The following is a 13167-nucleotide window of genomic DNA, read 5'->3' as shown; positions in this document are numbered from 1 at the left end:
GCAAAAAATAAATACCTTTGAAAACAGGAATGCAGGAATTGAGTATATTTGAATGATGCTTTCATTGTTCCTGCATCTTCTTCCGGAGAATATTCATGCTTATGAAATGGCTTAAACCTAACCTCTTAACTTTACTTCTTGCAGTCTGCTGCTTTGGAACCCATGCACAGCAGGATAGCTGGACATTGCGAGGTAGAGTGATGGAGCCAGACAGGACACCATTAGAATTTGTGAATGTCTACGTCAACAATACATCTGTCGGTACTACTACCAAAGCAGATGGCAGCTTTGTATTGAAAATTCCTGTGACAGTTCAGAAAATAGAGGTTGTGGTTTCATTCATTGGGTATAATACGCTTAAAAAAGTATTTACCCCTAATGAGCTAAACCGTGGGGTGATTTTTTTGATGGAAAGCTCAACCATGCTGAATGAAGTAAAAGTCACCGCCAGAAAAGACCGGGACTGGAAAAGAAAATGGCGAATATTCAAAGAAGGATTGTTGGGGGAATCGCAATTTACAAACGAATGTGAAATACTGAACCCCGAGGCTATCAGGCTGCAATATGACAATGATAAAAATGTAGTAGCCACAGCAACCGAACCCATCTTTATAGAAAACAAAGGCCTTGGATATAAGATTATGTTTCAGATGGAAACCTTTATATCAAATGGTAAGCTCACATTCTTTGCCGGCGACAAGTTTTTTGAGCATCTGAAACCTAAAGAGGGAAAACAGGAAAACCGTTGGAAGAGATTAAGAAGAAGAGCCTATAACAATTCGTTCAGAAACTTTCTGGTTTCATTGGCACAAAAAAAACTGAGCGCCAACGGATTCGAGGTATATCAGCAAACCAAAATAAGAGAAGACTTCTTCGGAAGAACATCTGTAGCCGGCGAGATGAAAGATGGTAATCTGTTTAAATGTGCTGCTGACAGCATCTGTAGCTATGATAGCCTTTCCAGACGTTACGTACTTCATTCCCGCAAGCCTTTATTGGTTTTCCTGCTAGATCACTTTAGCCCTGCTCCTGTTTTTAGAGATTACCCTTATAAATTTTCCCAGTTAGTCTTACCGCGTGATTCTGTCGAATTCACGGCAAACGGCTGGATTACTAAACCCAAGGGCTTACTTGTAAGAGACCATTGGGGAAGCGAGGGGTTTTCGAGCCTTTTGCCAGATGATTATGAAGAAGAAAACATCATCGCCCCCAACGCCTCGCCTGAAACATTGGCAGGATTATATGCAGAAAATGAACAGAAGTTCTGGTTCATTAATGGCAAAGTATCTGAGGCGGGCGGCATGCCGGTCGCCAATGCAGATGTGTTTATTAACCATACCGGAACCAGCACAAAAACCAATCCCGAAGGGAAGTTCACTCTAAAAGTACCGGTCACGCTTCAACAATTAGAATTGCTCGCAGCAAGCCCCAGGTTTCTTATGACGAAACAAACCGTGAATGCCAAAGAAAATACAGAATTGATCAGTATAAGTCTGAAACCTGATAATTTTTCGGTCACGAATGAAAAAAACAACGATTATCAGAAAAACTGGAAAGTATTTAAGAAAGCGTTACTCGGCGACCCTGATGTATTGTTGGCACCCACACAGTTTCCGGAAAGTTGTGAGATACTCAATCCGGAAGTGGTCAGTTTCATACAAGATGAATCGAAACTCGCTGCACGAGCACTCAAACCACTCATTATACAAAACAATGCATTGGGTTATAAAATAACTTATCAATTAACCCACTTTGAAAGCGATGGTAAGGAAAATCAGATAACCGGAGACAAATACTTTGAAAAACTAACGCCTAAAGACGATAAACAAAAGGCTCTCTGGGAAAAAAATCAATTAAAGATCTATAAAGAAACATTGAAGTATTTTCTGATTTCGTTGAGCCAGAATAAACTGGAGCAAAATGGTTTTGCGGTTTTTAAAATGCTTAAAATTCAGGATATATATGATACGTTTGTAACGGTTAAATCAGAATTAGGCGATAGTTCTCTAATAGCCTGCAAAGCCACCGAACTGTGCAAGTTTGATGCCATGACCAACCGGTTTTATCTGCATTCAGATTACCCGCTTCTGGTGTTTCTGACACACCGAACAGAACCAATCAGGCTTACATTTAAAGATTATCCGTACAAACGCGCACAGATTGTATTACCCAATTTGTATCTGGAATTTGCCGCTGATGGAACCATTACCAACTATCAGAATGCCGAAATGAGAGATTTCTGGGCTAATAACGGATTATCAGGCAGTTTACCTAACGATTTCAGTCTCGACCAGCAGAGCCTGGACCGCATTAGTTTTGATGACATTGAGATTATCAGCAACAAACCTTTGAACAGCGCTCAACCGGCAAATCCTGATATCCTGAACAGATTGGCAACGAATGGCATTCAGTTTCAGAAAACCATAGTTGAGGCGCCGAGAGGCAAAGGCTTCGGTGGTTTGGAAAATGACTTCAATGTAAAAATTCATGAAAGTGACTATAGTCTGACCATCTATGATTTGCTCAGAAGAATACCCGGCCTGATAGTGAGATTTGACCCAATAAACGGAACTTACCTTGTAGCATTTTCGAGTTCCATGTCATTCCAGAAGGCACTTCAACCGGCAGCGTTATTGCTGGATGGTTATCTGATTGATGACCCAGAAAGAATATTTGCTTCCATCAACGTTCGGGATATAGAAAACCTTGGTGCCATGAAATACGCCGGTGCATCCATATTCGGAGCTAGAGGCGGCAATGGCGTAATTATAATTACGACTAAGAAATAATATTAAAAAAAAATTAACCGTGCGTATCATTCAGCCTGATAATTTTTCTTTTTGTTGTTTTTTGTTCTTCTTTGCTTCGTTTCTCCGCAAATTGTAACAAATGGAAAATTACAGCATTGTTTTGTTTATCCTCGGGCTCATGATAGTCATATCGGCTATTGCCACCCGGATAAAAATCTCCTACCCTATTCTATTGGTAAGCGCCGGAATCGGCATCGGTTTTATACCCGGCGTGCCTACCATTATTCTGAATCCGGAAATCATATTTCTTATTTTTCTGCCACCCCTGCTTTTTGATGCGGCTTTTAATATTTCGTATAAGGACCTGAGACGTAACCTGGCCACTGTGGGTACACTGGCTATTCCGCTGGTATTCTTTACCACTACGGCTATAGCAGTGGTGGTGCATTACCTCATACCGGGTATGACCTGGCCTATTTCTTTTGCCCTGGGTGCTATTTTGTCGCCACCTGATGCCGTAGCAGCTACTAATGTAACCAAAGGGCTGGGACTATCGCACCGCACGGTAACTATTCTGGAAGGCGAAAGTCTGGTAAATGATGCCTCAGGACTGATTGCGTTCCGATTTGCTGCAGCAGCTATTACGGGTATTAGTTTCAGTTTTCAAAAAGCCATTCCTGAGTTCTTCATTGTTTCTATAGGCGGGGTGTTAGTAGGCATCGTTATTGGACGAATACTGGGCTTTTTTCTTCTGAAAGTATATAATAATAACCTGATTGCTATCAGTGCCATGGTTATTTCACCTTTTATTACGTATCTCGTAGCTGAAGAATTGCATGTTTCAGGGGTACTGGCTGTGGTTGTGCTTGGTGTTGCGCTGACGGTTCATTCAGGAAGACTTATTTCTCATGAAACAAAAGAGCAGAATAAATATTTCTGGGATGTAATCATTTTCCTTCTGAATGGGCTGGTCTTTATTTTGATTGGTTTACAATTTCCTTCTATTATAAATAGTATCAACAGCGAAGACATTCTTCCATTTATTGGCTATAGTTTTCTGATAAGCTTTATCATGTTGATTCTAAGGATTCAATGGGTATTCGGGCATAGCAAAAACATACAGAAAGAAATAGATAAGCAAACGAAGAAAATGATGGGTTTCAGAACAAGACTATACGCTGACGAAAAGATTGACTGGAAAAACTCCATGATTATAGGTTGGGCAGGTATGCGGGGCATTGTTTCATTGGCTTCAGCTCTGTCATTACCGCTGGTACTGAGTGATGGAAGCCCTTTTGTTCAGCGGGAATCAGTCATTTTTATATCGGTAGTAGTAGTATTGATTACGCTTATAATACAAGGACTCACCCTGCCATTAGTTGTGAAGGCATTAGACAGAGCGGAAAAAAGAATTCAAAATTCAAAAATATGAGACAAATACTCGCTGCAATAATCATTTTTATTGGGCTTTATGCATGCCAATCACAAAAGCAAGCCACTGATAACCATCTAAAGAAAAAGCAAACTTGGGTTTTCATAATGGCCGGGCAGTCAAATATGGCAGGCCGTGGTGTAGTACAAGCACCAGATACCATAACTAACAGCAGAATTTTGACTATTGATAAAGACTACAATATTATAAAAGCCCGCGAACCTATCCATTTTTATGAACCCAACCTGAAAGGCGTAGACTGCGGTTTATCATTTGCCCAAACGCTTCTGAAAGAGATAGACCAATCTATTACCATTCTTATCATTCCTACAGCCGTGGGTGGAAGTTCGAGCAGGCAATGGTTAGGAGATTCACTGCACAGGGGCGTGCATCTGTTAAGTAATTTCAGAGAGAAAATGGCATTTGCGAAAACGCAGGGTACAGTAAAAGGTATTTTGTGGCATCAGGGAGAAAGTGATGCAACTGCTCAATTGATTCCGGTATATCAGGACAATCTGAAAAAACTGTTTGGCATTTTCAGAACCTACGCCGGCAATGATAAACTACCGATACTATTAGGAGAATTGGGTTCCTACTCAAAAACTCCTGACAATTGGAGCACCATTAATGGTATTATCAAAGATTATGTCGCCTCAGACCCCAATTTAGCCTTAATCACTACGCAGGATTTGAAACACAAAGGAGATTTTATACATTTCGATTCAGAAGGGCAGCGTACAATAGGTAAACGATACGCTGAGGCTTATTTAAAAATGAAAAAGTAGTTGTATTGAAAATGCAAAGTAATAAAACAAGAAAGCAGAGGTACGACTTACCTCTGCTTTCTTGTTTTATTCTCAATTCGCTTAATCATTAATAGAATCAAAGATTGGCCAAATTGATTACATCTACCGGGTTCAGCAGGTAGGTGAGTATATCATTATTTTTATTCAGTTCTACAATTCTGAATCCGCGATACGATGTACCCCAGCTTCCACCTATGTGCGAATCAAACAGATACGGTATCTCGTCTTTCACCTTCACTCCTTCCTGATCGTGGTCATGTCCGTTGAATACCCCTCTCACATTTTTATACTGCTTAACCAGTTCCTGAAATTCAACACAATCCTTACCATTTTCTGTCCATTTCACCGGTGTGATGTGAACGAAAATAAACACGTTCTTTTTGTCTTTATGCTCTTCCAGCTTATTTCTGAACCAGCTTACATTCGGGCATAAATATTCTCCTTTTATGTTAGAAGTTGTGCCAAACAAAAAGGCATTGTCTTTTACAGTTACATCATAATCAAGTGCCATTTTCCAGGTTTGCTCCCATACGTCAGGTGCCACCCGGTCATGATTACCCTGCGTTACATAATAAGGCATTTGAAGACGATCCAACGCCCTTTTAGAAGCAGGCAGGAAGTCCGGATTATCATGTATCACATCACCGTTAAAAACGCAAAGGTCAAGTTTCGATTTCTTGTGTTGCGCATTAATCTGGTTTACAGCCGTTGAGAAATATTGATCAAAATCAGTCTTGGCTTGTCCGTAGTGGCCATCAGAAGCCACTGCAAACCGTATCCTGGGTTTCCTGGCAAAGGCATCCGAACCCAAAGCAGGGAGAATACTACCGTCGGCTAATAAGATTGTAGCCAGAGAGATGTTTTTCAGAAAGTCGCGGCGTTCCATAGTGAATAGGCATTAAGTTTTAGAATTTCCAAAACTACATAAAATATTATTCTTAATTTGAACGGTAATATTAAGAATCAATAAAAAATAACCACTCTTCTTACATTTGATGTAATCGTAATAAAGTAAAGACCATGACCGAGTTAGAAAAGTACATCAATTCTTATTTTGGAGTTGAAGAAGAAGACCTTCTTCACATAAGCTCATTGTTTAAACCTCAGACCCTTAGAAAAGGAGATTTTTATTTAAAAACAGGCAGGTATTGCGAAAAAATGAGCTTTGTAAGGTCTGGTCTGTTAAGGATTTTCGCGGATACCGGCGACAGAGAAGTTACCCAGTGGATTTCTACACCCGGCTATTTCACTACAGATCTGGCGAGCTTTGTTTTTGAAAAACCTGCCCGCTGGACAATTCAGGCACTGACAGATGCAGAGCTATACACCATTAGTAGACAAGATTACAGCCGTCTCGGAAGCACAATTCCCAAATGGCACCTGCTCGAAAAGCTTTTTATTGCCCGATGTTTCATAATGTTGGAAGACCGCATCTTTCGCCATTTGTCGATGTCTGCCGAAGAACGCTATCAGTTTTTCTTTGAGCAGAACAAAGAATTGTTCAATCAGGTACCGCTGCAATACATTGCTTCTATGCTGGGCATGACACCCGAAACTTTCAGCCGCATCAGACGTAAAACCATTTCTTGATTTTTGTCAATACCACGAGGACTTTTGTTGATGAACTTTGCATCATCAAATTAAACAAAACGCCTCATGCAAACCATTTTAGGAGCCAGCGGTGCCATAGGTACCGAACTCGCCAAAGCCTTAAAAAATTATACAAACGATATTCGTCTGGTTAGCCGCAATCCAAAGAAAATAAACGATACGGATACTATTCTCTCTGCCGATCTAACTCAAAGAGATGAGGTTTTCAGGGCCATAAAAGGGTCAAACATTGTGTATCTAACCGTTGGATTTGAATACAACCTCGATGTCTGGAAACAACATTGGCAAGCCTTGATGACCAATGTAATTGATGCCTGTATTGAAAACAATGCAAAGTTTGTATTCTTTGATAGTGTGTATATGATAGGTGGCGATAATGTGAAGCACATAACCGAGGAATCACCCTTTAGTCCTACCAGTAAAAAGGGTGAGATACGTATGCTACTTAATAAGATGATACTCAATGCCATTGAAAGCCGAAACCTGCAAGCCATTATCGCACGCGCACCAGACTTCTATGGTGCAGTGAAAGACAGAAGCATGCCGATTGAGCTTGTTTATAAAAACCTGATAGCCGGTAAAAAAGCCCAATGGTTATTCAACGCAAAAGTAAAGCACTCTTTTATCTATGTGCCAGATGCCGCCAAGGCCACTGCCCTGCTGGGTAATACAGGGGCTGCCTATAATCAGATATGGAATTTACCAACTGATAAGAATAGTCTGAGCGGAGAAGAATGGATTCAACTATTTGCCAATGCAATGGGCAAAAGCACTAAATATCAACTGTTCCCTTCCTGGATGGTATGGCTGACAGGTATATTCGTACGATTCATGAAAGAGATTTATGAAATGCGTTACCAGTTTGACCGGGACTATTTTTTCGACAGCAGTAAGTTTGAAAATTACTTCAAAGTAAAGCCGACGAGTTATCAGGATGGAGTGAAAGAAACACTGGCAGCATTGAAACAAAACCCTGTTTTCTGATTCTGAAAAGTTGACTATTACCTGCAACAGCTCTGACCGGGCTGTTGTTTCTTTGTACGGTTTCGGACAAGACAACTGTACGATTTCGGACACCATGGCATCGAAAACTCATTAAAACTACTTCATTTCATACTGGATTCCGGCTTGGCATATCATTTGACTTATTGTTACGGCAAGAGTCCGGTTTACTATTTTATCTTTGCCACTCAATTCATCCTGAACCAGACTCAGCAAGAAAACACCATGCGCAGAACTTATCTCGGAGAGTTTGAAGAAATCGTTTTACTAACCGTTGCCTTATTAAGCGAAGGCGCCTATGGAGTAGCTATAACCGATGAAATTGAACAACAAACGGGCAGAGTAGTCAGTATCAGTGCCGTACACGCAGCATTGCAAAGACTGGAGGAGAAAAGCATGCTGAGCTCACAGATGGGCGAGGCCACCGCAGAGCGCGGTGGACGTCGGAAAAGATTATTTTCAGTGACTGCGCAAGGCAGCAAAACGCTAGACGAAATTCGTCTGTTACGCAACCGCATGTGGGATCTGATTCCATCGGCTTTGAGCATTTAAAAGTACGTAAACTGCCTGTTAAACCAATAAATGCACAATTACCTTTCATAAACTCTTTACTATACACAATTATGATAAGCAATTACCTGACTCTCGCCTTTAGGAATCTTTACAAAAACAGGGTTTCTTCTTTTATTAATATCGGTGGTTTGGCTGTGGGCATGGCTGTTGCGGTACTCATGCTTATCTGGGTGCAGAACGAGCTTAGTTTTGATGCCTATCATGAAAATGCAGACAGAATAAGGCAGATTGTGACACATAATAAAATAAGTAAAGAAGAAACCTGGCATTGGGCAACCACACCTATGCCACTTGCTGAGCAGATTAAACAATTGCCGGAAATTGAGGAAGTAACAAAAATAACCAATCCTTTCTGGAACGGTGCTTCCATGAAAGCAGATAATCGCCTTACAATTGAGAAAAAAGTAGCCTGTGTTGATAACAACTGGTTTAAGGTATTCGATTATGCGCTCGTGGATGGCAATATTGATGATTTTGCACAAAATCCACGCAGCATAGCCATGACAGAATCAAAAGCCTTGCAGATGTTCGGCTCAATCAAAGCAAGCGGGAAGATCATCAGAATTGATACGCTTGACTACATGGTGAGAGCCGTTTTTAAAGATAACCCGACCAACTCAAGTTTTCAATATGATTTTCTCTTACCGATGGCTGCTCATCTGTCGAACCCGAAAACATTTGAAAACGACAGCAACTGGAGTAATTTCAACTACGAAACATTCATACTACTAAAACCACAAGCCAACCTTTCAAAACTTGACCAGAAAGTTACCAGAGTTATACAATATGCACGAAGAGACGAAAAAACTGGCAAAATTAACGAAGAAATAACCCTTGAAACCGAACCAATAAGAGCCATCCATACCGATGGCATTCAGCGTTTCAATGATTCAGTCAGTGGTAATGCCAAAACTACCTATATTTTTATGGCACTGGCGTTTATCATATTGCTCACGGCTTGTATTAATTATGTAAACCTGGCTACTGCACGGGCAAGCCTGCGAGCCAAAGAGGTAAGTGTAAAAAAGATTATCGGCGCTGAATATTCTCAACTATTCATACAGTTTATGGTTGAGTCTGTCCTCATGTGTCTTATAGCTCTTGCAGGGGCTTTGCTTCTGAGTTACGGTCTCCTTCCGGTTTTCAACGAACTGGCCGGTAAGAACTTCATATTAGATTTAACCAATGTTACCATCTGGCAGGTTTTATTAGGAACAACCGGGTTAGCGATCTTGTTGACGGGCGTTTATCCTTCAATCCTGCTTTCTTCATTTCAGCCGATTCGTGCATTGAAGGGATTGAATGTCCTGAAATCAAACAACAGCTCTTTCAGAAAAACACTGGTTGTGGTGCAGTTTGTAGTGTCTTCGGTCTTTCTTATTGCCACAATGGTTGTGTTTCAGCAGATAAAATTTATTCAGAATATGACATTGGGCTACGAAAAAGCCAATATGTTTGAATTCGTAATACCGTGGAACATCAAAACAAAAATTGATATAAATACGGTTAAAAGCCGTCTGCTGGCTGAATCAAGCGTTGAGGCAATAACAGTAGGTAGCCAGAACATTGTAGATATTAAAAGCTCGCACAGCGGAAGCCTCGATTGGGATGGCCGCCCGGCTGATTTCCAGCCTACGGTAGCTTTGCTTTCGGCAGAACATAATTTCCAGAAAGTTTTTGCCCTGAAATTGATGGGCGGCCGCTGGTTTGAAGAAAATAACATTGCCGACAACGACAACGTGGTGCTCAACGAAGCAGCCGTTAAGAAATTCAGTATTAAAAACCCGGTAGGTAAACGCTTTCACCTTCACGGTCGTAAGGGAATAATAGTGGGTGTTGTGAAAGACTTTCATTACAAAAGCATCCACGAAAAAATAGGGCCACTGGTTGTTTTCAACAGCACCAACTGGCGCGGAAATGTATTTGTGAAACCGATACAAGGTAAAGAGCAGGAAGCCATACGTGCTGCTAAAAAACTATGGGCAGAGTTTATTCCTACCCGTCCGCTGGAATATCATTTCCTCAATGAAACGTATGATAAATTGTACAAAACCGAGCAACGCACAGCTACGCTATTCAATGCTTTCGCTGTGGTAGCAGTAATGGTATCCTGTCTGGGTTTATTTGGTCTGGCGGCGTTTTCAGCCGAACAACGCACCAAAGAAATCGGTATCCGTAAGGTTTTGGGGGCATCTATCTCAAGTATAACCATTTTACTTTCAACCGACTTTCTGAAACTGGTGGCTATTGCTTTTGTTTTTGCTATTCCGCTTTCATACTATTTTATGAACAAGTGGCTGCAAGACTTTGCCTATCATATCGATATCCAATGGTGGTTCTATGCCTTTATCGGCATGTTGATGCTGATTGTTTCTATTGCCACTGTAGGATACCAGTCTGTCAAAGCTGCTCTGACTAATCCGGTTAAATCATTGAAGGCGGAGTAAACCACCCCCCGCCCCTAAAGGGGAGTTTAAAACTATCCATATAGTTTTTTATTATTTCTCTTTCGGGGTCGGGTAAAGATAAAATATTCGTTATTTCACTATTAAAAACACCCCTTTAGGGGTTGGGGGCTATGATAAGCAATTACTTTAAAATCGCATTCCGGAATCTCCTTAAGCATAAAGGGTATTCATCCATTAACATTATCGGGTTGGCAACAGGCATGGCGGTTGCCATATTGATTGGCCTGTGGGTGTATGACGAACTGTCGTTCGACCAATACCATAAAAACCATAACCGCATTGTACAGGTTATGCAAAATCTGAACAATAACGGCGAAACAAGCACCCAACCGCAGGTACCCTACCCTTTAGCAGCCGAACTGCGCAAAAATTATGGCAGTGATTTTAAAGAAGTGATTTTAACCACCGGTATAGGTGCTAATATTCTTACTGTAGGTGACACCAAACTCAATAAATCAGGTACTTTCGCCGAGCCACAGATGGCTGAAATGCTAAGCCTTAAAATGCTGAAAGGAACGCGAGAAGGGCTGAATGAACCGGGCAGTATAATGCTTTCCGGGTCTTTGGCTAAGGCACTTTTCGGAGACGCAGACCCCATCAACAAAATTGTTAAACTCAATAATAATCAGGATGTAAAAGTAACGGGAGTGTATGAAGACTTACCTGAAAACACTACTTTTCATCATATGGCATTTGTGGCTCCATGGGACCTCTATTTTAATAGTACCGAGTGGATTAAAACTGCTGCGGACCCCTGGCGACCAAATGCCTTCCAGATTTATGCACAATTGAACGATAAAGCCGAATTAGACAAGGTATCATTCAAAATAAAAGATGCCAAGCTGAATAAGATCAATGCCGATCTGGCCAAGAAAAAACCACAGTTGTTTTTAGCACCTATGAGCCACTGGCATTTGTATTCTGAATACAAAAACGGCATAAACACCGGAGGTCGTATTGAATACGTTTGGCTGATAGGTATTATCAGTGTATTTGTGTTGCTGCTAGCCTGTATCAATTTCATGAACCTGAGCACCGCCAGAAGTGAAAAAAGAGCCAAAGAAGTAGGTATACGTAAGGCTATCGGCTCGCTAAGAGCTCAACTGATAGCGCAGTTTTTCAGTGAGTCATTGGTAGTAGTTGGCCTGGCCTTTTTTATCTCATTGATTATGGTTCAGTTAAGCCTGCCTTTCTTCAACGGAATCGCCGACAAACACCTGAGTATTCCTTTAACCAGCACCTTATTCTGGTTGACAGGGCTGGGCTTCTGCCTGATAACCGGAATCATTGCAGGTAGTTATCCGGCTTTGTACTTGTCTTCTTTTCAGCCTATCAAGGTATTAAAAGGTACTTTCAGAGCCGGGCGTTTTGCCGCTATACCCCGTAAGGCATTGGTGGTGGTTCAATTTACGGTATCGGTTACGCTGGTTATAGGTACTATTATTGTTTTCAAGCAAATTCAATATGCCAAAAACCGCCCTATAGGCTATGAAACCGACGGACTGGTTTCCATGCGTATTGCCACCGGCGATATACACAAACACTATGATGCAATAAGAACTGAATTGTTGGCGTCAGGCTCAATTACTGAAATAGCAGAGGCTACAAATCCACTTACAGAAGTGTGGGGAACAACCGGAGGCTTTGAATGGAAAGGGAAAGACCCTAATCTGACTACCGATATTCCGATAATGGGGATTTCGTACAATTTTGCCCAAGCCATAGGCTGGAAAATGAAACAGGGAAGAAACTTCTCGCGCGATTTTGCCTCTGACTCCAATGCGGTAATTCTGAATGAAGCTGCTATTAAATTTATGGGTCTGCAAAACCCTGTAGGCGAAACCGTAAGATACTTCTCAAAACCATTGACAATTATAGGTGTAGCTACTGATATGGTGATCAAGTCGCCCTATGAACCGGTAAAACCAGTAGCCTACTACCTCAATGTTGATGCAGGTTCAATTGTATTGGCCAGAATTAACCCTGCTGTAAGTGCCAGTGAGGCTGTTAGTAAACTCGGAACTACTTTTAAGAAATATAACCCGACTCAGCCTTTTGAATACGGTTTTGTCGATGAAGAATTTAACAAGAAATTTATTGACGAAGAAAGAGTTGGTAAAATTGCTACTTCTTTTGCTGTTCTGGCCATTTTTATCAGTTGCTTAGGCTTATTCGGGCTGGCATCTTTCGTGGCCGAACAACGCACGAAAGAGATTGGTGTCAGAAAAGTATTAGGGGCTACAGTTTTCAATCTGTGGCAGCTGTTGTCTAAAGACTTTATTACACTCGTTATCATTTCAATTTTTGTTGCTTCGCCTATTGCCTATTATTTCATGAATCAATGGATTGAGAAATTTACTTTAAAAACAGATATACCCTTGTGGGTATTCGGAGTAACAGGCGCCGGTGCATTGCTGATTACGCTTATCACAGTCAGCTATCAGGCAATAAAGGCCGCTTTGATGAATCCGGTTAAGACTTTAAAAACTGATTAAGTTGCTCCTAACCCCTAAAGGGGAATGGAA

General features: G+C 41.2%; 9 protein-coding genes. 8 read left to right on the top strand and 1 reads right to left on the bottom strand.

Annotation, left to right across the window (positions count from 1 at the left end):
• Window positions 1–101: 101 nt before the first annotated feature.
• The 3 genes from AC1RRY_RS09350 (at window position 102) to AC1RRY_RS09340 (ending at window position 4967) form a co-directional block, all read left to right on the top strand.
• Window positions 102–2789: a carboxypeptidase-like regulatory domain-containing protein gene (locus tag AC1RRY_RS09350; RefSeq protein ID WP_492816147.1), complete on the top strand. Its 2688-nt coding sequence runs from the start codon at window positions 102–104 to the stop codon at window positions 2787–2789.
• Between the two features lie 100 nt (window positions 2790–2889).
• The gene (locus AC1RRY_RS09345) at window positions 2890–4182 is read left to right on the top strand and encodes a Na+/H+ antiporter (RefSeq protein WP_492816149.1); all 1293 of its coding nucleotides are present in this window, start codon (window positions 2890–2892) and stop codon (window positions 4180–4182) included.
• Window positions 4179–4967 carry a sialate O-acetylesterase gene (locus tag AC1RRY_RS09340; RefSeq protein ID WP_492816151.1) on the top strand — a complete coding sequence of 263 codons (789 nt, stop codon included), beginning with the start codon at window positions 4179–4181 and terminating at the stop codon, window positions 4965–4967. The genes AC1RRY_RS09345 and AC1RRY_RS09340 overlap by 4 nt, the downstream gene beginning before the upstream one ends.
• 97 nt (window positions 4968–5064) lie before the next feature.
• On the opposite strand, the gene AC1RRY_RS09335 is transcribed toward AC1RRY_RS09340, so the two are convergent.
• Window positions 5065–5874 (bottom strand): metallophosphoesterase family protein, encoded by an 810-nt coding sequence (locus AC1RRY_RS09335; protein ID WP_492816153.1) that lies wholly within the window; start codon window positions 5872–5874, stop codon window positions 5065–5067.
• Between the two features lie 134 nt (window positions 5875–6008).
• On the opposite strand from AC1RRY_RS09335, the gene AC1RRY_RS09330 reads away from it, so the two are divergent.
• The 5 genes from AC1RRY_RS09330 (at window position 6009) to AC1RRY_RS09310 (ending at window position 13137) form a co-directional block, all read left to right on the top strand.
• The gene (locus AC1RRY_RS09330; protein WP_492816155.1) at window positions 6009–6578 is read left to right on the top strand and encodes a Crp/Fnr family transcriptional regulator; all 570 of its coding nucleotides are present in this window, start codon (window positions 6009–6011) and stop codon (window positions 6576–6578) included.
• A gap of 66 nt (window positions 6579–6644) precedes the next feature.
• Complete coding sequence (locus AC1RRY_RS09325) at window positions 6645–7583, top strand: NAD-dependent epimerase/dehydratase family protein (RefSeq protein ID WP_492816157.1); 939 nt, start codon at window positions 6645–6647, stop codon at window positions 7581–7583.
• Window positions 7584–7826: 243 nt separating this feature from the next.
• Window positions 7827–8153 carry a PadR family transcriptional regulator gene (locus AC1RRY_RS09320; protein ID WP_492819253.1) on the top strand — a complete coding sequence of 109 codons (327 nt, stop codon included), beginning with the start codon at window positions 7827–7829 and terminating at the stop codon, window positions 8151–8153.
• A 71-nt stretch (window positions 8154–8224) separates the two neighbouring features.
• Window positions 8225–10621, top strand: a complete 2397-nt coding sequence (locus AC1RRY_RS09315) for an ABC transporter permease (protein WP_492816159.1) — start codon at window positions 8225–8227, stop codon at window positions 10619–10621.
• Window positions 10622–10752: 131 nt separating this feature from the next.
• A complete protein-coding gene (locus AC1RRY_RS09310; RefSeq protein WP_492816161.1) occupies window positions 10753–13137 on the top strand; it encodes an ABC transporter permease in 2385 nt (794 codons plus the stop codon).
• Window positions 13138–13167 lie beyond the last annotated feature (30 nt).

The organism is Emticicia sp. GW821-FHT11C11 (assembly GCF_058808615.1).
This window is presented reverse-complemented; position numbering and strand designations above follow the sequence as displayed.

Excerpts from the sequence above, each read along its gene's own strand:
- AC1RRY_RS09315 (WP_492816159.1), top strand. The coding sequence starts at position 8,225 with ATGATAAGCAATTACCTGACTCTCGCCTTTAGGAATCTTTACAAAAAC.
- AC1RRY_RS09335 (WP_492816153.1), bottom strand. The coding sequence starts at position 5,874 with ATGGAACGCCGCGACTTTCTGAAAAACATCTCTCTGGCTACAATCTTA.
- AC1RRY_RS09320 (WP_492819253.1), top strand. The coding sequence starts at position 7,827 with ATGCGCAGAACTTATCTCGGAGAGTTTGAAGAAATCGTTTTACTAACC.
- AC1RRY_RS09310 (WP_492816161.1), top strand. The coding sequence starts at position 10,753 with ATGATAAGCAATTACTTTAAAATCGCATTCCGGAATCTCCTTAAGCAT.
- AC1RRY_RS09330 (WP_492816155.1), top strand. The coding sequence starts at position 6,009 with ATGACCGAGTTAGAAAAGTACATCAATTCTTATTTTGGAGTTGAAGAA.
- AC1RRY_RS09350 (WP_492816147.1), top strand. The coding sequence starts at position 102 with ATGAAATGGCTTAAACCTAACCTCTTAACTTTACTTCTTGCAGTCTGC.
- AC1RRY_RS09345 (WP_492816149.1), top strand. The coding sequence starts at position 2,890 with ATGGAAAATTACAGCATTGTTTTGTTTATCCTCGGGCTCATGATAGTC.
- AC1RRY_RS09340 (WP_492816151.1), top strand. The coding sequence starts at position 4,179 with ATGAGACAAATACTCGCTGCAATAATCATTTTTATTGGGCTTTATGCA.
- AC1RRY_RS09325 (WP_492816157.1), top strand. The coding sequence starts at position 6,645 with ATGCAAACCATTTTAGGAGCCAGCGGTGCCATAGGTACCGAACTCGCC.